The organism is Cytobacillus sp. SAFR-174, from assembly GCF_051964675.1.
Classification (GTDB): Bacteria; Bacillota; Bacilli; order Bacillales; family Cytobacillaceae; genus Cytobacillus.
This window is the reverse complement of sequence record NZ_JBQCMZ010000004.1, coordinates 73911-99980: the sequence shown is the minus strand read 5'-3', so window position 1 is coordinate 99980 and position 26070 is coordinate 73911. Positions and strand designations below refer to the sequence as shown.

The window sequence follows — 26070 nt, the reverse complement described above, 5'->3', positions numbered from 1 at the left end:
TATAGGAAAATAGTTTTAAGAACATTCGAAAAATTTGTTGTTGTGAATCTTTAGTAGTGGTAGAATAGCCTTAAATTCTACATGTTTCGACTTTGGAGGCTATTATGAAATTCTATCAATCTTTGAGGTTTAAGATGAGCCTGATTATGATCCTTCTTTTACTTGTTCCATTAATGCTCATCGGGTTTTTATCGTATCAGCAGACTAAAGTGCTTGAATATGCCATCATTCCCAAGAGTTCATTGGAGGAAATCAATCCGGATTTCAAGGAAATTTTTGCAGAGTATGAACATTTCTTAACAGAATTAACTGAATCGGAAGAAATGAAGTCCAATACATACTCATTTCCGGATAAAATGGCGAAAGAGATCACAAATATGCCGGCAGCCAATGATCCATTGAAAACACAATTCTATGAAACCTACCTGAGCAGTAAAGCAGGGGATTATGGAAATACCTTAAATCTATATTTTGCAACAGAGGGTAAGGGAGAGTTTTATCTTTCAAATATCCCGCCGGCAGAAGTAGACCTGAGGGATTTTGATCCCAGGCAGCGTGACTGGTATTTAAGTGCGAAGGAGGCAGATGGAAAGGCAATCTGGACTGATCCTTATATTGACACAGGCACAGGGAAATCTACTATTACATTAGCGAAAGCGTTTAAAAATGAAAATGGAAATATTGAGGGAGTGGCAGGGCTTGATTTCGATATGCATAAGCTTGCTCTGCTAATAAGAGGAGATATTCTGAATAAGTCCTTAATCATTGCCGGATTATCTGTGCTGGCCGGACTGCTGATTGTTTATATCTTTATGAAAAATTTCATAAAACGGCTTGGAGCACTTCAGTCAGGCATGTATAGACTGGCAAAAGGTGATCTTTCAGTCGATAAACTGTACTCAGCCCAGCAGGACGAACTCGGCAGGCTAGTATCAAGCTATAACGAAATGATGGATCAATTAAAAGAGCTGATAACCAATGTGATAGATACCTCACAGCAGGTGGCGGCCTCTGCAGAACAACTGAACGCAAATGCGGACGAAGTTGCGAAGGCAACTGACCAAATTGCCGGGTCCATTCAGGAAGTATCTGAAGGGACTGAAGGCCAAGCTGGAAAGGTTGCCGAGTCCCGCGAACATTTGAATCGAATTACAGAAGATATCCGGGAGATTTCTTCTATGTCAGGAAAAGTCGCTCAGTCTTCTGAATATACAGCTGCCAGATCAGAAGATGGTATGCTGATTGTTAATCGTGCAATTAAGCAGATGGAAATCATCAGCCAAAACACGGATGAGACGGGCAGAATTATTCATAAGCTGGATGAAAAGTCGGCAGAGATCGAGAAGATTCTATCGATTATCAGTCAGATTGCTGACCAGACCAATTTGCTTGCATTGAATGCTGCAATCGAGGCTGCCAGAGCTGGAGAGCACGGGAAAGGGTTTGCTGTTGTTGCAGATGAAGTCCGAAAACTGGCTGAGCAATCAAGTGTTTCTGCAAAACAAATTTCTTCACTTATTCTCGACATACAGGATCGAACCAAAATTGCGGTCGAATCCATTTCAAAAGGGGAAGGAACAGTAAAAGAGGGAATCACACTTTTTGGTGAAGCATGGAATTCCTTCGATGAGATATCAGCTGCTGTGAAAGAAACGTATGCACAAATGGAGCTTGTGTCCGGAAAAATGAAAAAGATACAGCTTAGCACGAGCCAGCTGTCAGATTCGTTTAATACGGTTGATGAATATGCCATTCAGGCTGCGCTGCACACTCAGGAGGTCGCGGGTGCAACAGAAGAGCAGAGCGCAGCCATTCAGGAGGTTTCATCCGCAACAGGTGTCCTTGCAGACATGGCACAGGAGCTTCATGAAAAGGCTATGAAGTTTAAAATATAAAGAAAGAGCCTTTGCTGGCTCTTTCTTTTCAATATCTTATACATGTAAAAACTTCACACAAACCGGATCCGGCACTTTCACATCAGATTGAAGCAATGTAAGCCTCCCTGTATGTTCATCTCTCGAAAACAAAACAATATTGCTGGAATTCTGGTTTGAGCCAATTATAAATTTTTCAGATGGGTCGAGCACAAAATCACGCGGCCAGTTTCCTTCGGTAGAGGTATGCTCCACAAATGCAAGCTCTCCATTATCCTGATTGACGGAGAAAACAGCAATGCTGTCATGCCCGCGGTTGCCGGCATAAACGAAGCGGCCGTCGGAAGAGATATGAATGGCGCTTCCCTGGTTATTTTCCTTAAAACCTTCGGGAAGTGTGGTTATAGCCTGCTTTTGAACGAAGCTTCCATCTTCATGATACTGAAGCAAAAGAACTTCAGAGCTAAACTCGGTCATCACATAGGCATACTTGCCATTTGGATGGAACACAAGGTGTCTGGGTCCGCTTCCAGGCTTAACGGACAGGGTGCTATTTTCCTTTAGAATGCCTTCATTTACTTCATACGTAATCACCTGGTCTGTTCCCAGGTCAACTGCAGCTAAGTATTTTTCATCCGGAGTCAGCCCGGCATAGTGAGTATGCGGTTTTTCCTGCCTGCTGTCAGGTCCTGATCCGCTATGCTCCATAACCGAAACAGCAGGATTTAAAGAGCCGTCCTCATTTGTTAAGTAAGACTCGACTGTCCCTTTATGGTAGTTTGCACTGAAAACATTGCTCACGGAAGAGTCCACACTGACGTGGCATGGAGGGGAGCCGGCAGAAACCTGGCTGTTGATTTTCTCAAGTAAACCGCTGCTGCTGTCAAGGCGATATGCAGCCACTCCGCCGGATTCGCCTTCCTTGGCTACCGAGAATAAAAATTGATTATCCCGGCTGATTGTTAGATAGGTGGGATTATCCAATTGCGCTGCAGTCCTGACATCGGAAATTTTGCCTGCTTCTGTATCCAGAATAAATGAATAAATCCCTTCACTTTCACCCTTTGTGTATGTGCCTATGTATCCTCTGTACTTGGCCATATGAAGCCTCCTCTATATGTATTCATCTGAAAATACTCTATCATAATTTGCCTTCTAAACAAAAGGAAGAGGAATTTTACAATGGAAAAAGAATAGTAAAAGGTAAATATTTGAGAGGATGATGAGGTTGTACGCTCCCCATTCGATATTGGCAGTCTGGAGAAAATTTGATCGTTTTCCGATGGAAACTCTGACAAAAGCATGGTTTTATAATAAAGCAGGAACGAAAAAGCAGAGGGATGTTTCTTTAATGAAGGAGCACCGTGCTCAATATGGCATTGCCGGAAACTGTTTTGACCTTGCGATTTGGCTACTTTACGAATTTAAGGAGGCTGGAATTCAGGCCTATCCGGTAGGCCATGATTTGGAAACTTCTTCAGCCCATGCAGCAGTGGTGGCGGTGGATGAAGAAGGCCGCCGCTTTCTATGTGATCTGGGCGACCAATGGCTGCAGCCTATATTAATTGATTCAAAGGCCCGGGATTTTACTCCCGATAAAATAAGCGGATTTTTCCCTGCAGCAGATGTCCAGGTTTCATCTGAACGCGGACAGCTGGAAATTGCCTATCACCGCCCAAACGGAAAAATTTCGGGGCAGAGTTATGATACGGACCCGGCAGACATGAAAATTTTTCTGGAAGCAGCTGAACGATCGCAAAACTCTATTTATCCAAAAGTTTTGCTAGAGCAGCGGATTCCCTATAAAAACGAAACCGCACACTGGGAATTTTACAACTGGAAAAGCTTCCTCAGTACAACAGAAGGCCTTTACCATGATGCTCCTGCAGAATCTATTGAAGAATGGGCGGCCCGGATTCATGAAAAGACAGGGTATGATTGGGAGTTTTTAATAGAGGCATTGGGCTTCTATAAAAAGCTGGGAGATTGAATAACTGTTGCCGGTTGAATTTCCCTTTTATCTGAATGTTACTCAGAAGCTGGATTCGCTCAAAAGGTGTAATTTGGCCATGAATACCAAAAAATCGATCATAAATCCCCAGATTACCCATAACTGAATAACCAAAGGAGCTGCCATGTACATAAAAATCTATCAATATCATATCAGCCCTGAAAATGAACATGAACTGATGCTGATACAACGGAAAGTCGGTCAAATCTACCAGAATTACATCGATATTCAGACCAAAATATTAAAAAGTAGGATAGATGAGACAAAGTGGACTGAAATCAGTTTTTTTAAGTCGGAAGATGACTATCAAATCAAGCTGCCGCTGATTAACAGTGACCCCGGGATCCAGGAGCTTTACAGAAGATTTGAAGCTCTACTGATCAGCGAAATAAGGGAAGAAGATTATGAAGAGTGGCTTTAATGACTCTTTCTCTTAAGGAAATTCTCCTATTTATTTTCCATTCTGTCCTTTTGAAGATATAGTAGGATATAATCGAAGCAAGACATAAGAGGGGAGATATATACACAGATGGAGCCTATTCATAAAGTTTCAGCGTATCTTACTCAAAATGCGGAGGTATTATCTGAAGAGATAGTTACAGAGATCGTAAAGCGATTTGGCTTTGAAATTCCCAAACTGGAATTCGAGGCTGCCGTTTCGATGTATGTGGAGTTTATGAAGTTCCTGGGAAACATGATTGCAAGCAGCGATAATATGATTCCTGAAGGACTGGTTGAATGGAGCAAAGGAAATGGCGAACGGGCTGCCTCGAAGGGAGGAAAAATTTCTGATATCGTCATCCGGTATCCGGACACCCGCCTTGTTTTTACTGATAGATTAAACAAAATTGGCAAAAATTTTGAAGTAACGGCTGATGAGATTATTTCTATTATTAAAAAAGTGAACTTTATGCTGGACATTAGCGTTAATGAGACCGTATTCGCTTTTGAGCGCCACTCCGAAGAACAATTAAAAGAGACCCAATCCCAGGTAAATGAGCTGTCTGCAACCATTGTACCGATACAGGACAGCATTGCAATCCTGCCATTAATCGGCAGTATAGACTATGACAGGGCGCAAATCATCATTGAGAAGACAGTCCCGCGGGTCAGCCAGCTGGGGATCGAAACCTTAATTATCGATTTTTCCAGCACGGTGAATATAGATGTCGAAATTGCCAAGCATATTTTTGATATCCGGAATATCCTCCTTCTGATCGGTGTCAACACCATTGCCACAGGAGTCAGACCCGATTTGGCAAAGAAAGCCGTTACCCTTGGCATTGATTTATCATCCCTTGAAGTCTATTCAAACGTCCTGCAGGCGATTAGAAGTATTAATTAAATGAAATGATTGAAGCTGCTCATAAAGCGGCTTCTTTTTATATAAAAAAATATTGTCGAACACCAAGTCACATGATAGTATTTAGATATTTTCAAATATATTAAATTAACAAATTATAGATACAATTATAAAGATTCGTATGGGAGGCTTTTTGCATGACTGTTTTTACATCCGCTTATTTTACAATGACTGAACAGGAAGCCATTGAATATGCCAAAACAAGGCTGAGTTATTTTTCTCCAGATGCTGAATTGGACTGCAGGGAAATTGGCGATGGCAATTTGAACTATGTATTCAGGCTGACTGACTATAAACACAAGAAGTCGCTGATTATCAAGCAGGCCGGACCGGTTGCCAGAATATCTGATGAATTTAAGCTGTCTCCTGACCGCAACCGCATTGAATACGAAATTCTTGATCTGCAAAACAAGCTAGCTCCAGGCTTCGTGCCACAAGTGTTTAACTACGATCCCGTAATGAATTGTACAGCAATGGAGGATCTGTCAGATTACACTATAATGAGAACAGCCTTAATGCAGCATGAGAAATTCCCGCTGTTTGCTGACCATATCTCAAGCTTCCTGGTAAATACCTTATTGCTTACTTCAGATGTCGTAATGGGGCATAAGGAAAAGAAAGAGCTTGTCAAAAAGTTTATCAACCCGGAACTATGCGAAATTTCAGAGGATCTCGTCTTCACAGAACCGTTTTACGATTGTGTGAGAAATGAAGTGTTTGAAGGCACCAGGGAATTTGCCAAAAAGGAAATTTGGGAGGATCCTAAGCTTCAGCTTGAAACGGCTAAGCTTAAATTTGAGTTTATGACAAATGCCCAGTCCCTCCTGCATGGGGATCTGCACACAGGCTCAATTTTTGTGAAAGAAAATTCCACCAAGATCATTGATCCTGAGTTCGCCTTTTACGGCCCTGCCGGATACGATGTCGGCAACGTGATTGCCAACCTGATTTTCGCCTATGTAAACGCGAAATATACCATCACTGAAGATGGAGCAAGAACCGATCAGCTTGGTTATCTTGAAAACACAATAGAAGATATTATCGACTTATTCCAAACGAAATTCCTGCAGGCCTGGGATGAGAAGGCAACTGAACAAACAGCCAGCTATGAAGGCTTTAAGGAATACTATCTTGATACAATCCTGCGTGACACAGCAGCCGTCACAGGACTTGAATTGTGCAGGAGAATTATCGGGCTGGCATCCGTAAAGGATGTCACATCCATTAAAGATTACACCAGCAGAGCTGCAGCAGAAATGATTTGTCTGGCAGCCGGAAAAATGTTTATTATGGATAGGGAATCTTTTAAAACAGGAGCGGATTTTGTGCGTACTTTAAAAGACTGTGAAAAAAGATTCTAGAGGAGGCAGCATGATGGGGAAACCAGTGGATGTGATCCAGTCTGTGAGATTGGACGATGAAAACAATACACTCATTCTATTAGATCAAACAGTTCTGCCGAATGAAAAGAACTTTTTGCATTTAAAAGAATTAAAGGATATTTGGGGTGCAATCTATCATTTAAAGGTACGAGGTGCACCTGCCATTGGCATAGCCGCGGCTTATGGTGTTTATTTGGGCACAAAGCAATCAGCAGCAGAAAGCTATGAAGAACTTTATCTGGACTTTAAGAAAGCGAAGGAATACCTTGCGTCATCACGGCCAACTGCTGTCAATCTGTTTTGGGCACTCGATCGCATGGAAGCCCGTTTCCAGAAGGAAGAAGGCAAAGCTGCTGCGGAAATAAAGCAGGCCCTGAAAGAGGAAGCAGAAAAAATTCGTGCTGAGGATGAAAAAGTTTGCGAGTCGATCGGACAGCACGCGCTTTCTATACTTGAGCCTGGATGGGGCATTCAGACACACTGTAATGCCGGAACAATTGCTACTGCTAAATATGGGACAGCCCTTGCTCCGATTTATTTAGGACAGGAAAAGGGATATGATTTTAAAGTATACGCCGATGAAACCCGCCCGCTTCTGCAGGGGGCACGCCTGACTGCATGGGAGCTCGAAGAAGCAGGTGTCGATGTTACACTGATCTGCGATAACATGGCCAGCATCGTCATGAAAGAAGGCAAGATTCAAGCGGTTCTTGTCGGCTGTGACCGTGTTGCAGCCAATGGGGATGCAGCCAATAAGATTGGCACATCCGGCGTCGCAATTCTCGCAAAACATTATAATATACCTTTCTATGTTTGTGCTCCGCTGTCAACAGTCGATCTCGCATGCAAAACAGGGGACGATATCCATATTGAATTAAGAGATTCAGAAGAGATTACTTCTAAATGGTACGAAAAGCCGATGGCGCCAGATGGTGTAAAAACCTATAATCCCGCATTCGATGTAACAGATAATGAACTGATCACAGGCATTATCACGGAAAATGGCATCGCGTATGCACCTTACACAGAAAGCCTTCCAAAGATGTTCAAATAAGAAGAAATAGCCTCCTGACCAAGCGGTTAGGAGGTTTTTTATTCTTCATATCTTTAAAGCGTTTAACTAGGAAAATATCCCTGACATCCATAAAAACGAAGTGTAATTTCACTCTTTGTATCTATCAAAGGAACTAATTTTTTTGAGGTAATTTATTTATTTCTGGAAAAATTATGAATTAAACAACATGTAGAAAGTAGAAAAAATTTGTAAATCAGTCAAAATGCCTGTTACTTTTTTAGAAGCTATGTTTCAATGCCTGATTCTAAAGTCTGAGAATTAAACATTTTAGCATATTGTTAGAGTCTGAATATTTTAAATATACTTTAAATACAACAGGAATCGACAGAAAAATATAGACTTGAGAGGAGAAAAAGGATGAAGAAAAAAAGGGCATTAGGAGCAGCACTTCTAAGTATGACCATGGGTTTATCGGTTTTCACAGCGGGGGCATTCGCAAAAGAACCGGAGACCCAAAATGAAACCTACCGGGTATTGATCCAGGGTCCGGCAAATGCTAAAGCCAGTGTGAATTCACAGGTGGACAAGCGCTGGGATTTTGGGAGCGATGGCATGACTGCAGAGGTTAATGCTAAGCAATACCAGGCACTCCTGAAAAATAAGAACTTAAAGATTGAAAAAGTAAGCGAAGTTACTCTTGATACTGCCAGAACAGAGGCGTCCAAGAAAGATTCAGTTTCTATTCAGGCAGCAGGATATCCTAGTGATCAAACACCATGGGGAATTGCTTCGATCTATAATAACAGCAGCATTACGAGTACGTCAGGCGGAAGCGGCATTAAGGTAGCTGTTCTTGATACTGGCGTTTATACAAGCCACATTGACCTGGAAGGCTCTGCAGAGCAATGTAAGGACTTTACTCAATCCACTCCGCTTGTCAATGGTTCTTGTACCGATCGCCAGGGCCATGGCACACATGTAGCCGGGACGGTTTTAGCACATGGAGGATATGATGGTCAGGGAATCTATGGAGTGGCTCCACAGGCGAAGTTATGGGCATATAAAGTCCTTGGAGATAATGGTTCGGGATATTCAGATGATATTGCAGGAGCAATCCGCCACGTAGCTGACGAAGCATCCCGTACTGGCTCTAAAGTGGTCATTAATATGTCCCTTGGTTCAAGCGGCAAGGATTCTCTCATCAGCAGTGCGGTTGATTACGCATACAGCAAAGGTGTCCTTGTTGTTGCCGCAGCAGGAAACTCAGGCTACAGCGCTAATACAATCGGCTATCCTGGAGCTCTGAAGAATGCGATCGCGGTTGCAGCTCTTGAAAACGTTCAGCAAAACGGTACATACCGTGTAGCCAACTTCTCATCCCGTGGCAACCCTAACACGGACGGCGACTATGTCATTCAGGAAAAAGACGTGGAAGTGTCTGCTCCTGGTGCAAGCATCGAATCTACGTGGTATAACGGAGGCTACAATACGATCAGCGGAACATCCATGGCAACACCTCACGTAGCAGGCCTTGCAGCAAAAATTTGGTCTTCCAGCCCATCCATGAGCCATACTCAGCTTCGCACAGAGCTTCAAAACCGTGCCAAGCAATATGACATTAAAGGCGGATATGGAGCAGCAGCTGGTGACGACTATGCGTCAGGCTTCGGATACCCGCGCGTAAAATAAACGGACAGAATCATACCCCCGAAAACCGTCTGATCTCGGATCAGGCGGTTTTTAATAATATTTCCGCGGAAATGATCTAATTTTGACGAACCATGAAACTAATAGAAAAGGCTGAAACAAATTAATTTTGATTATACAATAGGGAGTGGATGTGAATAGGAAGGGAGCTGACAGCCGTGGCTGTTCGTAACACATATCTTAATGACCAGGAAGCAAAGGAACTCATCTGCGAAATCGGCAGAAGAATATACAATAAAAACTTCGTGGCTGCAAACGACGGAAACATTTCCATTAAAGTGAATGAACGTGAACTCTGGACAACACCAACCGGAGTGAGCAAAGGGTTTATGACACCGGATATGATGGTTAAGATGGACCTTTCAGGCAATATTCTGGAAGGGAAGCTGAACCCATCTTCAGAAGTAAAGATGCACCTCAGAGTATATCAGGAAAACCCTGAAGCAAAGGCTGTTGTCCATGCCCATCCGCCTGTGGCCACATCATTTGCCATAGCCGGAATCAGTCTTGAAAAGCCCGTTTCTCCGGAGGCGGTAGTTTTGCTTGGCAAAGTGCCCGTAGCCCCTTATGCCACCCCCGGGACACAGGAAGTGCCGGATTCTATTGCTCCATACTGCAGGGATTACAATGCTGTACTTTTAGCGAATCATGGCGCACTAACCTGGGGCAGGGACATAACAGAGGCCTATTTCCGGATGGAGTCACTGGAACACTATGCACTTATGCTGATGTATTCCGAACAAATCATTCAAAAGTCAAACGAACTGAGCACTGGACAAATTGCAGAGCTGATCTCAATCCGGGAGAAAATGGGCATTAAAACAGGCGGAATACCGGTTCCGAAAAGTGATAAGGAAATCCGGACAGCTCCCGGCCTGCCAGAAGAAATGATCGACAATATTGTTCGGAGAGTAACGGAAGAAGTCCTGAAAAACGTTTTAAAATAGCCAAAAAGGGATAGCTATAAGGGTATAGGAATTCTGTATAATTTCAACCTTTTAACGAAACCTATCTTGAATACCTTATTGAACGTGAGGAGAGATTCCGAATGAAACTGCTAGTCATTGGCGGGGTGGCTGCAAGTATGTCAGCCGCATCGAAATTAAGGAGAATGGACGAAAAAGCGGAGATTACCGTGTATGAAAAAGGCAAGTTTTTATCCTACGGTGCCTGCGGTCTTCCTTACTATATTTCCGGTGAAAATGACGATTACCGGAAAATGATCGCTAGAACACAGGAGCAATTTTCTGAGAGGAACATTAATACACATCTGCAGCATGAAGTTTTAAAAGTGGATACAAACAAAAAGGAAGTAACGGTTAAAGACCTTGCATCAGGCAAAACCTTTACGGATACATACGACAAGCTGATGATAGGGACAGGCACGTTTCCGATCATGCCCCCATTCCCGGGAGCCGATCTCGAGAACATTTATGTGCTGAAGACACTCGAAGATGGAATGGTATTAAAAGAAATTTCCCACAAACCTGAAGTGCAAGATGTTGTTATCGTCGGCGGTGGCTATATAGGTATTGAAGTGGTTGAAGCGATGAAAACCCTCGGTAAAAATGTCCGTGTTATTGAAATGGGGGAGAGAATCCTGGCTCCTTTTGACAAGGAAATAACCGATATAGCTGAAAAAGAAATCCGTGATAACGGCGTAGAACTGAATCTGGGTGAAAAGGTAGAGAGCTTTAGCGGCAATGGGAAAGTGGAGAGTGTAAAAACGGATAAAGGCATTTATAAAGCAGACTTAGTGCTTGTTGCTGTTGGTGTAAAGCCTGCTACGAAGTTTCTGGAAGGGTCGGGAATAGAGATGGCGGAAAATGGTGCCATTATCATCGACCGTGAAATGCGGACAAATATTGAAAGTGTTTATGCTGCGGGGGACTGCGCTCAGGTTTATCACAAGGTGCTTGAAGAAAACGATTATATTCCGCTGGGAACAAATGCGAATAAATGCGGCCGCCTGGCTGGTGGCAATATAGCCGGCAGTCATGAAAAATATGTGGGAACTTTGGGAAGTGCTGCGATTAAAATTTTTGATATGGAGCTTGGGAGAACGGGGCTTTCCGAGGAGGATGCCAAAAAGCTTGATATTGGCTACACAACTGAATTTGTAAAAGCGGCCGATCATCCAGACTACTACCCGAATCAGACTCCTATCTGGATCAAGCTGATATGTGAGAAAGGAACAAACCGAATTCTCGGAGCCCACGCCATCGGAAATAAAGGAGTGGTCCTTCGAATTGATGTATTTGCCGTTGCCATCCACAACAATATGGCAGCAGAAGAGCTTGGCATGGTGGATCTTTGTTATGCCCCGCCGTTTGCGGGTGTTTGGGATGCTGTCCATATTGCAAGCAATGCAGCGAAATAAAAATGAAGCCGGCATTTCTGCCGGCTTCATTTTTATTTAATAAGAATCCTTCGCAAGCTTTGGATGGCGGTTCATCGCACCGAGCAGAATCAGTCCGCTTAAGATGAGGAGGAAACTTGTGACGACAAATACGGCCGAAAAGCCAAGATAGCCTGATATCATACCGCCGATAACGGGACCTATTATATTCCCGAAAAAGCGAAGACTTGTGTTGTACCCAAGCACTTCACCTTGCATAGCAACGGGTGCTTCCTGGCGGATATAGGCGATCCGGACAGGAATGATGCCTCCGATGGTGACACCAAGTGCAAAGCGGACAAGAACAAGCTGCCACATGTTTGAGACAAATCCGCCCGGCAGATAAAACACGCCTGCAAGGAAGAGGAGAACAACCAATGTTTTAATATAGCCGTACTGATCCCCAATTTTCCCCCATTGCCTGGCCATCAGCAAGTTGCCAAGCCCTGCAGCTGAAAAGGCAATCCCCGCAAAAAACGCCAGATTTTCCGGTCCGTGCAATTCGCTGACATATAGGGATAGGATAGGCTGGATGCTGAAGTGTGCGATCTGAACAAGCGTTGATATCAGCATAACTGTCAGCAGGATGGGATTACTGATAATATGCTGAATGACCGCCTTGCTTGAATACCGCGTTTTCTCGCCCTTTTGAGTTTGAATTTTGTGTTCTTTTGTGAAAAAAACAAGAAACGCGGAAACAAAGATGGCGATGGAGGTCCATTTGAAGGTATCTGAAAATCCGAATAAATCTGCAAGGACTCCGCCAAGAAGAGGGCCCATCAATGAACCTGTGATGCTTCCGGTCTGCAGTGTCCCCATCACCCTGCCGGCAATTTCCTTCGGAGTCTGCGTAGAAATGAACGCCTGGGACATACCGATGAAGCCAGTAAAAATTCCCGTAAACAGCCTGAGAAAAAACAGCTGCCAGACGTTTGTCACATATCCCATCAGGAAGATGGATATCCCCATTCCGATTCCTGACAGAATCAATATTTTCCGGCGCCCAAAAAGGTCCCCTATTCTTCCCCAGACAGGAGAAAAAAGAAATGCGGTTACAAATGTAATGGCAAACGTCCACCCTGACCAATGCTGCACATAGGCTGGAGAATGGTCGCCAAAGCTTTCTATATATAACGAAATAAAGGGAAGCACCATTGTCATGCTGCCTGCTACAAAGAAATTAGCAAACCACATAATCATTAAATTTCTTTTCGTCTGTTTTACCATATTTGAAACACTTCTTTCCGGTCAACATTTCGTTTCCCTAAATATATAATAACGAAAATTACAAAAAATAGGAAGGGTTATGCTATCACTCTAATTTTTATATAACCTCTCAACTAAGAAGAAAACCGCTTTATTCAGGGAATCCAGAAACTTCTATGACATTATTCCCACAGTCCGTTAAAAAAACATTGTCTTATAACAGTATTTATTCTATAATTCCTAATAGGAAAAAGATTCAGAATATATATTAAAAAGGGGGAAGTTGTTTGGAAGCTTTTGTTAATCAGCTAAACGGTATTTTATGGAGTACACCTGTTATCTACATCTGTCTTGCAATAGGGTTGCTATTTACAATCCTGACGCGGTTCCTGCAGGTCAGACATATTAAAGACATGGTTATGCTAATGTTCCAGGGTAAAAGTTCCGAATCGGGCGTTTCTTCATTCCAGGCCTTATCTATTGCTCTTTCCGGCCGTGTAGGAACTGGTAACATCGCAGGTACTGCCACTGCCATCGCAATGGGTGGACCGGGTGCTGTATTCTGGATGTGGGCTATGGCCTTTATCGGAGCGGCTACGGCTTTTATAGAGTCAACGCTTGCCCAGATTTACAAAGAAAAGAAAGACGGACTGTATCGCGGGGGACCGGCATTTTATATTGAAAAAGGTATAGGGATTAAATGGTTTGCCGTTCTTTTTGCCATTTCTGCTTTGCTTGCAATGGCAATATTAATGCCTGGCATTCAGTCCAACTCTATTGCTTTGGGAATGGAAAACGCATTTGGAATCAATAAAAGCGTTACAGGCGCAATTATTATCGCACTTTTAGCTTTAATTATTTTTGGCGGTGTTAAGCGTATTGCTACAGTAGCCCAATACGTTGTTCCTTTTATGGCAATTGGTTATATTCTAGTATCATTAGTTATTATCGGGATGAATATTGGTGAACTGCCTGCCGTATTCTCATTGATTTTCCGAAGTGCTTTTGCTGCAGACTCCATGTTTGGGGGGCTTGTCGGAAGTGCAATTGCATGGGGAGTAAAGCGTGGAATTTATTCTAATGAAGCTGGTCAGGGTACTGGAGCACATGCTGCTGCAGCTGCTGAGGTTTCCCATCCGGTCAAGCAGGGACTGGTTCAGGCTTTCTCAGTTTACATTGACACGCTATTCGTGTGTTCTGCAACAGCTTTCATGATCTTGTTCACTGGTATGTTCAATACTGTTGGCACAGATGGAAAGACATTCCTTTTTGAAAATCTGCCTGGAGTAGAAGCGGGCCCAGGATATACACAGGCTGCTGTTGAATCCGTATTGCCGGGATTCGGTGCAGGATTTGTTGCTGTATCTCTGTTCTTCTTCGCTTTTACAACGATTATGGCTTATTACTATATGGCAGAAACGAATGTTACTTATTTAATAAAAGGGAAAAACCTCAAACTTGCTACTCATATATTGAAGGTTGTTTTGCTGGCATCAACTTTCTATGGAGCAGTCAAAACAGCGGGTCTTGCTTGGGCACTCGGAGATGCAGGTCTTGGTTTAATGGTATGGCTGAATCTTATTGCCATTCTTATACTTGCGAAACCTGCACTGCTTGCGCTTAAAGACTATGAAGCACAGAAGAAGCAGGGACTTGATCCAGTATTTAACTCTACTAAATTGGGCATCAAAAACGCCGAATATTGGGAAGAAGGCTACAAAGTTCAGAAAGAAAAAGTATCTTAATAGAAAGATTAGAAATGTCCGGCTGATGCCGGGCATTTTTTTTACAATCTTTAAACTACTTTTACAATATTCAGGTTATTTCTTAGCATTCTCTTAATATTCATCTTTTAGTATTGTACTTGGGTTTGGTACATAAATACGATGAAAACATTATCAAATAATATGAAGAGGTGCTAAGAATGTCAGAATTGAATCGCCGCAAGTTTTTAACGTATGTAGGTACAGGTGTGGGAGCATTGACTGTAGCTTCGACAGGTTTGGGGGCAATGGTTCCAAAAGCGGAAGCTAGGGGTGTTGAGGCAGCCTCCCATTTATTCGGATTCCAGAAGAAAGTCTCTGGCTTGAATTTTAAGCCGATTGACCCGACAGATAAAGATGACCTTGTTTTGCCTCGTGGTTACAAATACGATGTTGTGGCAGCCTATGGAGATGTCATAAATAAAAAAGGCGATACATTCGGCTTTAACAATGACTTTACCTTATATTTTCCAATAGATGGGGACAAGCGCGGTCTTTTATGGGTGAATCATGAATATTCAAGCGATCTATTTGTTCATGGTGCAAGGCCGGCAAATGGCAAGTATTCCGCAGCCCAAATTCAAAAAATGCTTTACAGCCAGGGCGGATCGATTATCGAAGTATACCGTGATAAAGAGGGCACCTGGAAATTGGACACAGATTCTAAATTTGCGCGCCGTATTACAGGCTTGACTCCGTTTCAGCTGACAGGTCCTGCCAAAGGTTCAAAAGCAGTGGGCGGTGCAACGAATGTACAGGGGACTTTTGCCAATTGTTCCGGCGGCAAGACATTGTGGGGCACGGTTTTATCAGCTGAGGAAAATTTCGAATCTACCTCAAAGGATGCAGGATTAAATGATACACATTATGGCTGGATTGTGGAAATCGATCCGTTTGATCCAAATTTTAAGCCGCGCAAGCACACTGCTCTTGGTCGCTTCAACCATGAAAATGCAGCAGTCGGCCTGACCAATGACAATCGGGTTGTGGTTTATATGGGCGATGATAAGAAAGATGCATGCGTGTATAAGTTCATCAGCAAAAATAAATATGTAAAGTCCCGCGGGAAAGCAAACTCTGACCTTCTGGAAGAAGGGACACTTTATGCGGCTAATATGGGCAGCGGAAAATGGGTGCCATTAACGATTGAAAATGTGCAGAAAGCCGTCAAGGGGAATGCAGATCTTTTAAAGAAATTCCAGACACAGGCCGATGTGGCTGTTCACTGCCATGAAGCAGCTCTGCTTGTTGGCGGAACGCCTACTGACCGTCCGGAAGATGTGGAGATCAGCCCGTTCGATAAAACGGTATTCATTGCCCACACCAACAATGATAAACATGGCAACTTCCATGGCCATATTACCAGATTTATCGAAGATGGAGATGACCTGGGGGCACTGACTTTTGATTTTGAAATCTTTGCAGCCGGCGGAAAACAGAGCGGCTTCAGTGCACCTGATAATCTGACTTTCGATAGCCTTGGCAATCTCTGGACTGTAACAGATATGTCATCAAGCAAGCTGAATACAGGAATCTACACACATTTCGCCAACAATGGCATGTTTGTCATCCCAACGATCGGAAAAAATACAGGTGAAGCTTTTCAGTTTGCTTCAGCTCCCGTTGAAGCAGAACTGACTGGACCATCTTTTACACCAAACGAGACAACCCTGTTCCTGTCCATTCAGCACCCGGGAGAAGAGACGGAAAATCTGAACAATTTGACAAGCAAATGGCCGCACCGCAAGGGAGACACCATGCCGCGTCCGGGAGTTGTGGCGATTACAGGCTTTAAATACTAGGAGGTTACTATGCTATCAAATATCGGGATACCAGGATTGATTATTGTACTAGTGCTGGCGCTGATCATTTTCGGCCCATCCAAGCTTCCTGAAATAGGCAGGGCATTCGGCACAACTTTGAAAGAATTCAAGAAGTCCACACGCGAACTTGTTTCAGACGAACAGCCGGAAGAAAAGAAAAAAGAATTGCTATAAGAATGAATAGGGAAGGGAGGGATATCTTCCTTCCTTTTATATAAAGATAAGAAAGTATATAATTTTTGAACGTCGATAACTGTCTAGCGCAAGCAGCCTACCCCCTCGAGGTCACAAGCTTGGCTTGTTGCGGCTCCTAGGGACTCGAGACATAAGCCAATCCCTCCCAGGAGGAAAGAACACCTTCTTGCAGGGCTCGTCTTATGCCTGTCGTCCCTGGGCAGTCGCCTCCACATTTCTGGCAATCCTCCCAAGAAGGCAAAGAACGCCTTTCCGGGTGGCTCGTCTTGTGCTTGTCGGGGGTGGGCAAGGCGCTTGCGCTTTTCTTATGAGGTGATTAATATGAACAATGAGGCAGTAAATGTTCTCCAGCATTTTGAAGAGCTCCGGAAGAGGCTGATGATTATAGCTGCTGTCTTTATAGCATTCTTGGCACTATCCTTTATTTTTGTCAGCGACATTTACCAGTGGCTGGTTAGGGATCTGGACTTTAAATTGGCTGTTCTTGGTCCTTCTGAGATTCTATGGGTCTATTTTATGCTTGCGTCTGTTGTCGCTATTGCAGCCGCCATCCCGGTAGCTGCCCATCAAATCTGGCAGTTCGTCAGCCCGGCGCTTACCGGAATTGAGAAAAAGGTGGCCTTATCCTATATTCCCGCGTTATTTTTTCTGTTCATTACCGGTATAGCATTCGGATATTTCATCCTTTTGCCGCTGGTTCTGAATTTTTTAATGACCTTATCAGGAGATATGTTCACAGCTTTCTTTACAACGGAAAAATACTTTCGATTCGTGCTGCATTTAACACTGCCATTCGGCTTCCTGTTTGAGCTTCCGGTTGTGATTATGTTCCTGACCAGCCTTGGCATTCTTAATCCTTATTCGCTGCAGAAGATAAGGAAGTATGCCTACTTCGTGCTGATTGTGGTTGCGATCTTAGTCACACCGCCTGATTTTATTTCAGATATATTGGTCACATTGCCTCTCCTGCTGCTGTACGAGGCGAGTGTGAGCCTATCCAAAATTATATATAACAGAAAGCAGAAAAAGCAGGCTGTTTTGCAGTAATTATAATTAAATCAGAAACAAAAAAGCTTGGACATCAAATGTCCAAGCCTTTCTATTATTCTCTTACTTTACACGAGGGAAGCCAAAGCCTGACGCATAATCGTCGCCAGCGGCAGCTCCTGTTCCTCCAAGAATATCATTTTGCTTAGCGCGGTTCTGAAGCTCGGCGCGAAGCTGGGCATGGGTCATGGATGGATTCTGGGCCCAGATCTTAGCAGCCAATCCGGATACATGAGGAGTAGCCATGGATGTGCCGCTGATGGTGCTGTAGCTGCCATCATACCATGTGGATTCAATCGCTCTGCCTGGTGCAGATACTTCGACATCACGCTCCTGAATCACGAAGTCGCCATCAGTTGCAGGATTGCCCCGTGATGAGAAATCTGCAACACGGTAGGAACCATTTTGCTGAACATTTTCAAGTGCAGCCACTGCAACAGCATTCACTAATGCACCGGGATAGCCGATCGTGTTGTCCCCGGGACCATCATTTCCGGCTGCGGCAACTACCAGCACACCTTTGCTGTAGGCGTAATCAACTGCATCTGTAATCAATGAGTTTTTGGAACTGGAACCTAATGACATGGAAATAACCACTTTAGATCCTGTGCGGGCTGCTTCATCGGCCGCATGCTGAATGGCTCCTGCGATGTCATCAGAATAACCTGATCCTCTGTCATTTAACACCTTATATGCCCAGAGATCTGCGTCTGGAGCTACGCCATAAACACCTTGTCCGTTAGCGCCGCCAGTAGCCAGTACAGTACCAGCAACATGTGTGCCGTGCCCGTTTTTGTCTGCGCAGCTTCCGTCAATTAAAGGCGATGTTCTTTGTGTGAAGTCTTTACACTGCTCGGCTTGTCCGGCAAGGTCTGCATGTGCTGTATTTACCCCTGTGTCCAGCACTGCCACTTTTACTTCATTTCCGCCTGATGTGCTTTGGATGGAGCTGTCATTATAAATGGCTTCAATTCCCCAGGGTGTACCGTCAGTTGGAGCAGATGCTGCCCCTGATCCGGGTTTTGCAGCGGTCACAGGTGCATTCTTAACTTCGTCAACTCTATCAATCTTTAAGTTTTTATTTTTTAAAAGTGCCTGATACTGTTTAGCATTGACCGTTGTAGTAAAACCATTCTGTCCAAAATCCCACCGTACTCCGTAGTTCGATTTTGCCTTTGCCTTTTCCGCACTTGGTCCCTGAATAACGACCCGGTAGGTTTCATTGCTCTCAACCTGCTGGCCAAATGCCCCAGATGCAAATACAGAAAGCCCCATTGCGACACTTAATACTGCAGATCCAATTACTCTTTTTTTCTTCATTCAAAATCTCCTCTCAAAATATGTATGGGCACAGCCGGAAAAGCTGTGACTCTATTATATTTACAAAATTCAGAATAATTAAACCGGCCTTTCGTACTATTTCTTTGAAATTATTAGAGATTTGGATTTTCAGGAAAAATTTTCTGTTCGATAGAATGGATATAAATGGTGTTAATAAAACCTCTTGGAGGGTATAGCCTACTAAGTCATTTAAGGAGTGTGAAGCATGAGAGCTGTAACTTACCAGGGAGCAAAAGATATTCAAGTGAAAAATGTGGAGGATCCCAGAATTGAAAAACGGGATGATGTGATTGTCCGGATTACGTCAACAGCCATTTGCGGATCGGACCTTCATTTATATCAGGGAAACATGCCATTGCGGCCCGGGTATATTATCGGGCATGAACCAATGGGAATCGTTGAGGAGACAGGCCCTGATGTGACGCGGGTGAAAAAAGGCGACAGGGTGGTCATCCCATTTAATGTGTCGTGCGGGCATTGCTTCTACTGCCAGCATGATATGGAAAGCCAATGTGATAACTCGAACCCGCATAATGATTCAGGCGGCTATTTTGGCTATACAGAGAAATATGGAAATCATCCGGGCGGCCAGGCAGAGTTTTTGAAGGTGCCCTTTGGCAATTTCATGCCCTTTGTCATACCGGAATCATGCGAGCTGGAGGATGAGTCCCTGCTCTTTTTATCAGATGTGCTGCCGACAGCTTATTGGAGTGTGGAGCATTCAGGTGTAAAAGCGGGAGATACAGTCGTCGTTCTCGGCTGCGGCCCCATCGGGTTAATGACCCAGAAATTTGCCTGGATGAAAGGTGCTAAGCGGGTAATAGCGGTCGATCATCTTGATTACCGTCTGAACCACGCCAAGCTCACCAATGATGTGGAGGTCTATGATTTCACGAAATATGATGACATGGGAGCTTATCTGAAAGAAATCACCCAGGGTGGAGCTGATGTGGTCATCGATTGTGTGGGCATGGACGGAAAGAAATCCGCAGTTGAAAAAATAGAACAGAAGCTGAAGCTGCAGGGAGGAACGCTTGGCCCGATTCAAATTGCGACAAAAGCCGTCCGGAAATTTGGGACCGTCCAGCTGACAGGTGTGTACGGGCTGACTTATAATATGTTCCCGCTGGAGGAATTTTTCTCGAGAAATGTTACCATTAAAATGGGACAAGCCCCTGTTGTGCACTACATGCCTGAGCTGTTCGAAAAAATCACGAACAAGGAATTTGATCCAAAGTCGATCATTACTCATCAGATTCCACTCCAAGAAGCAGATCGTGCCTATAAGATTTTTAATGACCATGAAGATGACTGCATTAAAGTCATTTTAAAACCCTAGCTGTTATACAAAAACCGGCCTGAATATACCAGGGCCGGTTTTTTGAAGTTTAAGAATAAAACATAATATTACATGTTTCGACACAAACGTATATAATAGTGCTAAAGGCATATTATTAATAGAGTTAACCAAGGAGCATGTAAATGAAAGGCTTTAATCAAGATACTTTGATAAAAGAAGAAACAAAAGCAGTCACCCTTTTTATCTGGCTGTTTTATATTATTTTAGCACTTTATGATTTATTTTATTATTATCTGCTTCCTCTCAATACAGGTGGAAATCCCGGGCTCCCAAAAGGCGGACTTGGCTGGGGGTTTTATCTCGCGAATATCGGACTCTTGCCGTTTGCGCTGTATTTAATCAGGATGGGACGGCCTTTTCAGGTGAAATACTTATTTTTTGCAGGTTTTTTTCTGATAGATTTTAGTAACAGCATGCTGATCTATCTTGGTGAGTCGAAGGAATTTCAGAGCGGAAGCGCAATAGAACTATTATTTATTTTATTTGCACCTATTTTTGTAAATAAGCGTTATTTTTGGATCGTATCCGGCGGCATGATTGGGAAGTATCTTTTGGCTGGTTTACTGTTGAGCAGCCAGAAGGTAATGGTGCCAATCGTGCTTATGGTCATTTTTTCAAGTGTTTCATATGTTCTGCTGAACCGCTTCTATTCATATATTCACTCGCTGACACATGTTTTCCAGGAACTCCGCCAGACGGAAAAGCTGGCTGCTGTTGGACAGATTGCTTCAGCAGTGGGCCATGAAGTGAGAAATCCTTTAGCAGCCTTAAGAGGGTTTACTCAGCTGCAGATGGAAAAGCACCCTGAAGATAGGGATCGATATAAAATGATGATTGAGGAAATCGACCGCATTAATCTGATTGCTGATGACCTTATGATCCTGAGCAAACCAAGGCTGCCTATGTTTAAAAGGGTTGAACTGAATGCAGTGATTCACTACGTCCTCTCAATCATTAAAGAACAGGCAGCCAATCAGAATATTCATTTTGAAACAGAGAATCTGAAATCTCTTCCAAAAGTTCAATGTGACGAGCATATGCTGAAGCAGGCTTTTATTAATCTGATCAAAAATGCGGTGGAATCTATGACAGAAGGCGGCACAATCGTGATTTCGGCCAAATTGGCAGGGGGTGGCCAGGTTTTGATCAGCATTAAAGATGAAGGCTGCGGGATAGATGCAGAAAATATGGAACGGGTCGCGGATCCATTTTATACAACGAAACCGGATGGAACCGGTTTAGGACTGATGGTTACCAAGCAGATTATGAATGATCACAAGGCGGAGATCATATTTGAGAGTGAAGTGGGAAAAGGGACCATCGTGAACCTTTTTATACCTATAGAGCAGCCGGCAGAATAAAAGGATTTCAGGGGATGTACATTTAATGTGCATCCTCTATTTATCGTAGTCTAACGGGCAGTAAGACCCCCACTTCAAGACTCAGAGGAATTAAAGGAGGATAAGTGGGTCAAGACTCAGAGGAATTAAAGGAGGATAAGTGGGGGTCAAACTGCCCGATCTAGCTGCGGCTCCTAGGGGCTCGAGGTCATAAGCCAATCAGCTGATGGGAAGAAAAGCACTCCCCGCCATCTGCTCGTCTTATGCTTGTCACCCCAAGGCAAGTCGCCTCGCTTTATAATGTAAAGGCCCGATTGGTGAGATACAGTGAAACTTGCCGACGCGCAGGCAGAGGCTTAGTTGAACCAATCGGGTTCGTAGTGTCGATTGATCAAAGCGCTAGCGGAGATCTTAGCGACACTAGAACGCGACTAACAATCAGTGGGGGATAAGAAAGACCCCCACTGATTGAAGTTTCACTTTATATTAAGGACTATTGTCCCGATATAAATAAAGAGTTAATGGTTGCTTTTTACCTATTAATTATACATAATATATACAAAATATGTACAAATTGGCTAAAGAGCCGGAGGGAAACTATTATGCTATTTCAGTTAAAAAAGAAGAATCCATCTTCATTTTTTCAGCCGGAAATGAACTTTCCAGAATTAGAGGAAACAGTTGACGTAAAAGATCAGCGTATTACTGAACGATTGTGGTATATGGGCTTTTCAAAAAAGCATCTTGAAACACTTCAGGATCTGAGCCCGGTGATTTCACCCCTGCTGGATGAATTGCTCCAGAAAGTTCTGGATCATCTTTATAAACAGTCGCCATTAAAGAGAATTGCTGAAAATAATACAAGCAGGAATAGGCTCTATGGCGTATATGTCCGTTACTTCCAGAGCTTATTAAGCGGCAATCTGGATGATGAATACTTTGCGATGAGAACGAGGATTGGCAATACCCATAACGGGGCTGGTCTTCCAGTTGAGTGGTTTCTGGCCACATATTCTGCCATTAATTCATTATTGGTGCCTAAGGTCGTCGCGGAACTGCACCAGGATCCTGAGAAGCTGACGAACGCACTGCTGGCTCTTACACATATCATCAATCTGGATTCCCAGCTGGTTGTCGAAAATTATCTGCAGGCCAGAATGAATCAACTCAATGAATTAAATGCTTCAAATGCTAATCTGCAGAAAGAATTAAATTCTATCAGCCAGGAAGTAGCAGCCTCGGTCCAGCAAACGGAAGCTTCGATCAATGAGACAAGCTTAAAAGCTGATCAAATCCGCAGTGAAACCGAAACAACGCAAAAAAGCAGCAAAAATCTGCTGAACCTGACTAACCTCAACCAAACACAAATGGATGAGATGGTTCATGCTTTCAATAAAGTCCTTCAGGATGTGGAGCAGTCTATAAGCGGAATTGAAGCTTTAAAAGGAATCTCGGAGCAAATTATCACGATGACAAAAGGGATTGAGGATATTGCCGATCAGACGAATCTGCTGGCACTGAATGCATCGATTGAGGCGGCCCGGGCGGGTGATGAAGGACGTGGATTTGCTGTAGTGGCAACCGAAGTGAGAAAGCTGGCAGAAAACTCTAAGAAGATGAGCAGCCATATCAAGGAACAAATCGAAAAAAGCGACAATCAAATCAGCGTGCTGGTTGATACGATGAACTCCATGAATCTCTCAACAAAAGAATCACAAGCTCAGATTCAGCAGGTTAAAGGCGGGCTTGTTACTGTAAAAATGGAAATGGAACAGTATCTGGACATGTTCGGCCGCAATAAAACAGATCTCGACAGCATTGTACAGTCCATTCAGGAAATTAATCATACAACCGAAAGCCTGTCCCTTCTTGCAAATGAGCTGAAGGAAAAGGCTGAGGGCGGAGATAGGAATTATTAATCTCTATGATAATAACTATTTAAAATGATGCAGTATCCTTTGAGGGTGCTGTTTTTTTTAGGTATTTAGAAATTGATTTTTACAAAAAATTAATAAATTGCCACACGAATTGCTCCTAATTGCTCATTCTCAAATAAGTCTAAAAATAGATAGAATTATGAATGTTATCATCCTAATCTACTAATATCGAGGAGATGTATCCATTTGAAAAATCCTGCGCGCAAATTAGGTAAAACAATTCTTGCTGCAACTATGTCCCTATCTGTCTTGGCAGCTCCTGTTTCATATGATTCTGTAATGGCAGCAAAGCCTGATCATTCAGGGAAACCTGAAAATAAATTCAGCCATGAAGTAAGCCTTCGGATACTGGGAACAACAGATATACATACACACCTTTATAACTATGATTACTATAAAGATGCAGAAACCATTGAATTTGGTCTGGCTAAAACAGCTACCTTAATCAAACAGGCGAGAAAAGAAGCAAAGAATACATTATTATTCGACAATGGCGACTTAATACAGGGAAATCCGCTTGGCGATTATAAAGCAAAAGTAGATAAGCTTGAGGATGGGGAAGTGCATCCTGTATTCAAGGCTATGGAACTATTAGATTATGATGCCGCTACGGTAGGAAACCATGAATTCAACTATGGGCTGGATTATCTGGATGAGGTCCTGGATGATTCGCCATTTCCTTATGTAAATGCCAATGTCTACAAAGAAGACCACGACCAAAATCCGAAAAACGATAAAAATTATTTTAAGCCATATAAAATCATCAAGAAAAAAGTGGTTGACGAAAACGGCAGAAAACAGGTCATTAAGGTTGGGGTAATCGGTGCTGTGACTCCGCAGATTACACAATGGGATAAAGCCAATCTTGATGGAAAAATCATCACAAAAGACATTGTAAAATCAGTAGAAGCTAATGTTCCTAAAATGAAAAAAGACGGGGCAGACATTATCATTGCACTCGCGCACTCCGGCATGGGGGATGCGGCATATGCGGAATTGGAAGAGAATGCAGCCTACGACTTAACAAAAGTAGAAGGCATTGATGCGGTGATTTCCGGACACAACCATAAGAATTTTCCGGGAGATTTCACCGATCTTCCCGGAGTAGATACAGAAAAGGGAACGGTCAACGGGGTGCCGTTCATCATGCCGGGCAGCTGGGGCAACCAGCTTGGCGTTATGGACCTGACCATTGCCAAGGTAAAGGGAAAGTGGCAGGTTAAGGATTCCCAGTCATCTTTAAGGTCTATTTTTAGAAGCTATAAAAATGAATCCGGCGCGACCGTCAAAGAAAGCCTTGCAGATGCAGATCCTGCTATTTTGAAAGCTGTAAAGGAAGAGCATGAAGGTACCGTGAATTATGTCCGCCAGCCTGTCGGGGAAACAACAGCGGATATCCACAGCTATTTTGCACTTGTAAAAGATGATCCTTCCATTCAAATTGTAACGAATGCACAAAAGTGGTATATCGAGAAGCAATTAAAAGGAACACCTGATGAAAATACACCAGTGCTTTCAGCGGGAGCACCTTTTAAAGCAGGCGGCCGCAACGGGGCGAGCTATTACACATATATTCCTGAAGGCACAATCGCCATCAAGAATGTAGCTGATCTATACCTGTATCCGAATACTGTGGCTACGGTAAAAATTAAAGGAGCAGATGTGAAAGAATGGCTTGAAATGTCTGCAGGACAGTTCAATCAGATAAAAGAAAATGAAGCAGGAGAACAGTCACTCATTAATAATGATTTCCCTACTTATAACTATGATGTAATCGATGGTGTGACATATGAGATCGATGTAACAGAACCTGCTAAGTATGATAAGGATGGCAAGCAGGTTAATGCTGATGCAAACAGAATCAAAAATCTTCAGTATAACGGATCACCTATTGATCCAGATCAGGAATTCATCGTTGTGACAAATAATTATCGGGCCAGCGGCACTTTCCCTGGAGTCAGAAACAAAACAGCAGTAGAGCTTTATCCGGATGAAAACCGCCAGGCAATCATTGATTATATCCGTGAAGAACAAACCATCGATCCTTCTGCAGATGCCAATTGGTCTTTTGCACCGGTTGCCGGTGAAGTAAATGTAACGTTCGAATCTTCACCGGATGCAAAGAATGCAATTGCTGAAGGCAGCGGAATCGGCTATGCCGGTGAAGCAGGCAATGGCTTTTCGAAGTATTCGCTTCAATTTCCGGAGCCAAAGCCTTTTGAAGTCCAGCTTTTGGGCATCAATGATTTCCATGGCCAGCTTGATACATTTAATGCCGGATTGAATGCGGGAAAGTAAACCCAGTGGT

Annotated in this window: 20 protein-coding genes; 17 read left to right on the top strand and 3 right to left on the bottom strand. The window is 43.4% G+C overall.

Annotation, left to right across the window (positions count from 1 at the left end):
- Window positions 1-104 precede the first annotated feature (104 nt).
- Window positions 105-1895 (top strand): methyl-accepting chemotaxis protein, encoded by a 1791-nt coding sequence (locus ACTHRG_RS05805; RefSeq protein ID WP_076257645.1) that lies wholly within the window; start codon window positions 105-107, stop codon window positions 1893-1895.
- Between the two features lie 36 nt (window positions 1896-1931).
- Here ACTHRG_RS05805 and ACTHRG_RS05800 read toward each other — a convergent pair whose 3' ends face one another.
- Window positions 1932-2975: a lactonase family protein gene (locus ACTHRG_RS05800; protein ID WP_076257644.1), complete on the bottom strand. Its 1044-nt coding sequence runs from the start codon at window positions 2973-2975 to the stop codon at window positions 1932-1934.
- Between the two features lie 118 nt (window positions 2976-3093).
- On the opposite strand from ACTHRG_RS05800, the gene ACTHRG_RS05795 reads away from it, so the two are divergent.
- From ACTHRG_RS05795 to ACTHRG_RS05760, 8 genes are all read left to right on the top strand, one after another.
- Window positions 3094-3864, top strand: a complete 771-nt coding sequence (locus ACTHRG_RS05795) for a hypothetical protein (RefSeq protein WP_286148156.1) — start codon at window positions 3094-3096, stop codon at window positions 3862-3864.
- Between the two features lie 145 nt (window positions 3865-4009).
- Window positions 4010-4306, top strand: a complete 297-nt coding sequence (locus ACTHRG_RS05790; protein WP_076257642.1) for a hypothetical protein — start codon at window positions 4010-4012, stop codon at window positions 4304-4306.
- Window positions 4307-4414: 108 nt separating this feature from the next.
- Complete coding sequence (locus ACTHRG_RS05785; RefSeq protein ID WP_076257641.1) at window positions 4415-5230, top strand: STAS domain-containing protein; 816 nt, start codon at window positions 4415-4417, stop codon at window positions 5228-5230.
- A 155-nt stretch (window positions 5231-5385) separates the two neighbouring features.
- Window positions 5386-6609 carry an S-methyl-5-thioribose kinase gene (mtnK, locus tag ACTHRG_RS05780; protein WP_076257640.1) on the top strand — a complete coding sequence of 408 codons (1224 nt, stop codon included), beginning with the start codon at window positions 5386-5388 and terminating at the stop codon, window positions 6607-6609.
- 13 nt (window positions 6610-6622) lie between these two features.
- Complete coding sequence (gene mtnA / locus ACTHRG_RS05775) at window positions 6623-7684, top strand: S-methyl-5-thioribose-1-phosphate isomerase (protein WP_440230843.1); 1062 nt, start codon at window positions 6623-6625, stop codon at window positions 7682-7684.
- A gap of 378 nt (window positions 7685-8062) precedes the next feature.
- A complete protein-coding gene (locus ACTHRG_RS05770) occupies window positions 8063-9334 on the top strand; it encodes a S8 family peptidase (RefSeq protein WP_076257638.1) in 1272 nt (423 codons plus the stop codon).
- Window positions 9335-9510: 176 nt separating this feature from the next.
- On the top strand, window positions 9511-10299 hold the full coding sequence (locus ACTHRG_RS05765; protein ID WP_076257637.1) for a class II aldolase/adducin family protein: 789 nt from the start codon (window positions 9511-9513) through the stop codon (window positions 10297-10299).
- A 101-nt stretch (window positions 10300-10400) separates the two neighbouring features.
- Window positions 10401-11732 carry a CoA-disulfide reductase gene (locus ACTHRG_RS05760; RefSeq protein ID WP_076257636.1) on the top strand — a complete coding sequence of 444 codons (1332 nt, stop codon included), beginning with the start codon at window positions 10401-10403 and terminating at the stop codon, window positions 11730-11732.
- A gap of 36 nt (window positions 11733-11768) precedes the next feature.
- Here ACTHRG_RS05760 and ACTHRG_RS05755 read toward each other — a convergent pair whose 3' ends face one another.
- Complete coding sequence (locus ACTHRG_RS05755) at window positions 11769-12977, bottom strand: MFS transporter (protein ID WP_076257635.1); 1209 nt, start codon at window positions 12975-12977, stop codon at window positions 11769-11771.
- 266 nt (window positions 12978-13243) lie between these two features.
- On the opposite strand from ACTHRG_RS05755, the gene ACTHRG_RS05750 reads away from it, so the two are divergent.
- From ACTHRG_RS05750 to tatC, 4 genes are all read left to right on the top strand, one after another.
- A complete protein-coding gene (locus ACTHRG_RS05750) occupies window positions 13244-14701 on the top strand; it encodes an alanine/glycine:cation symporter family protein (RefSeq protein WP_076257634.1) in 1458 nt (485 codons plus the stop codon).
- Between the two features lie 179 nt (window positions 14702-14880).
- Complete coding sequence (locus ACTHRG_RS05745; RefSeq protein ID WP_076257633.1) at window positions 14881-16521, top strand: PhoX family protein; 1641 nt, start codon at window positions 14881-14883, stop codon at window positions 16519-16521.
- A gap of 9 nt (window positions 16522-16530) precedes the next feature.
- Window positions 16531-16716 (top strand): twin-arginine translocase TatA/TatE family subunit, encoded by a 186-nt coding sequence (locus tag ACTHRG_RS05740; RefSeq protein ID WP_009335004.1) that lies wholly within the window; start codon window positions 16531-16533, stop codon window positions 16714-16716.
- Between the two features lie 342 nt (window positions 16717-17058).
- Window positions 17059-17784: a twin-arginine translocase subunit TatC gene (tatC, locus tag ACTHRG_RS05735; protein WP_076257802.1), complete on the top strand. Its 726-nt coding sequence runs from the start codon at window positions 17059-17061 to the stop codon at window positions 17782-17784.
- A 63-nt stretch (window positions 17785-17847) separates the two neighbouring features.
- On the opposite strand, the gene ACTHRG_RS05730 is transcribed toward tatC, so the two are convergent.
- Window positions 17848-19104 (bottom strand): S8 family peptidase, encoded by a 1257-nt coding sequence (locus tag ACTHRG_RS05730; RefSeq protein WP_076257632.1) that lies wholly within the window; start codon window positions 19102-19104, stop codon window positions 17848-17850.
- A gap of 226 nt (window positions 19105-19330) precedes the next feature.
- Between ACTHRG_RS05730 and ACTHRG_RS05725 the strand changes: the two genes are divergently transcribed.
- From ACTHRG_RS05725 to ACTHRG_RS05710, 4 genes are all read left to right on the top strand, one after another.
- Window positions 19331-20464, top strand: a complete 1134-nt coding sequence (locus ACTHRG_RS05725) for a zinc-dependent alcohol dehydrogenase (protein ID WP_076257631.1) — start codon at window positions 19331-19333, stop codon at window positions 20462-20464.
- Window positions 20465-20607: 143 nt separating this feature from the next.
- Window positions 20608-21846, top strand: a complete 1239-nt coding sequence (locus tag ACTHRG_RS05720; protein ID WP_076257630.1) for an ATP-binding protein — start codon at window positions 20608-20610, stop codon at window positions 21844-21846.
- A 581-nt stretch (window positions 21847-22427) separates the two neighbouring features.
- On the top strand, window positions 22428-23744 hold the full coding sequence (locus ACTHRG_RS05715; RefSeq protein ID WP_076262730.1) for a globin-coupled sensor protein: 1317 nt from the start codon (window positions 22428-22430) through the stop codon (window positions 23742-23744).
- Window positions 23745-24041: 297 nt separating this feature from the next.
- Entirely contained in the window at window positions 24042-26060 is a 2019-nt protein-coding gene (locus ACTHRG_RS05710; protein WP_286149073.1) for a bifunctional 2',3'-cyclic-nucleotide 2'-phosphodiesterase/3'-nucleotidase, read from the top strand.
- The last annotated feature ends 10 nt before the right edge of the window (window positions 26061-26070 follow it).

What these genes read in the sequence shown, in the direction of transcription:
- ACTHRG_RS05800 (WP_076257644.1), bottom strand. Translation starts at nt 2,975, where the DNA reads ATGGCCAAGTACAGAGGATACATAGGCACATACACAAAGGGTGAAAGT.
- ACTHRG_RS05730 (WP_076257632.1), bottom strand. Translation starts at nt 19,104, where the DNA reads ATGAAGAAAAAAAGAGTAATTGGATCTGCAGTATTAAGTGTCGCAATG.
- ACTHRG_RS05795 (WP_286148156.1), top strand. Translation starts at nt 3,094, where the DNA reads ATGATGAGGTTGTACGCTCCCCATTCGATATTGGCAGTCTGGAGAAAA.
- ACTHRG_RS05760 (WP_076257636.1), top strand. Translation starts at nt 10,401, where the DNA reads ATGAAACTGCTAGTCATTGGCGGGGTGGCTGCAAGTATGTCAGCCGCA.
- ACTHRG_RS05725 (WP_076257631.1), top strand. Translation starts at nt 19,331, where the DNA reads ATGAGAGCTGTAACTTACCAGGGAGCAAAAGATATTCAAGTGAAAAAT.
- ACTHRG_RS05790 (WP_076257642.1), top strand. Translation starts at nt 4,010, where the DNA reads ATGTACATAAAAATCTATCAATATCATATCAGCCCTGAAAATGAACAT.
- ACTHRG_RS05785 (WP_076257641.1), top strand. Translation starts at nt 4,415, where the DNA reads ATGGAGCCTATTCATAAAGTTTCAGCGTATCTTACTCAAAATGCGGAG.
- mtnK (WP_076257640.1), top strand. Translation starts at nt 5,386, where the DNA reads ATGACTGTTTTTACATCCGCTTATTTTACAATGACTGAACAGGAAGCC.
- ACTHRG_RS05720 (WP_076257630.1), top strand. Translation starts at nt 20,608, where the DNA reads ATGAAAGGCTTTAATCAAGATACTTTGATAAAAGAAGAAACAAAAGCA.
- tatC (WP_076257802.1), top strand. Translation starts at nt 17,059, where the DNA reads ATGAACAATGAGGCAGTAAATGTTCTCCAGCATTTTGAAGAGCTCCGG.
- ACTHRG_RS05770 (WP_076257638.1), top strand. Translation starts at nt 8,063, where the DNA reads ATGAAGAAAAAAAGGGCATTAGGAGCAGCACTTCTAAGTATGACCATG.
- ACTHRG_RS05755 (WP_076257635.1), bottom strand. Translation starts at nt 12,977, where the DNA reads ATGGTAAAACAGACGAAAAGAAATTTAATGATTATGTGGTTTGCTAAT.
- mtnA (WP_440230843.1), top strand. Translation starts at nt 6,623, where the DNA reads ATGGGGAAACCAGTGGATGTGATCCAGTCTGTGAGATTGGACGATGAA.
- ACTHRG_RS05710 (WP_286149073.1), top strand. Translation starts at nt 24,042, where the DNA reads ATGGCAGCAAAGCCTGATCATTCAGGGAAACCTGAAAATAAATTCAGC.
- ACTHRG_RS05740 (WP_009335004.1), top strand. Translation starts at nt 16,531, where the DNA reads ATGCTATCAAATATCGGGATACCAGGATTGATTATTGTACTAGTGCTG.
- ACTHRG_RS05745 (WP_076257633.1), top strand. Translation starts at nt 14,881, where the DNA reads ATGTCAGAATTGAATCGCCGCAAGTTTTTAACGTATGTAGGTACAGGT.
- ACTHRG_RS05715 (WP_076262730.1), top strand. Translation starts at nt 22,428, where the DNA reads ATGCTATTTCAGTTAAAAAAGAAGAATCCATCTTCATTTTTTCAGCCG.
- ACTHRG_RS05805 (WP_076257645.1), top strand. Translation starts at nt 105, where the DNA reads ATGAAATTCTATCAATCTTTGAGGTTTAAGATGAGCCTGATTATGATC.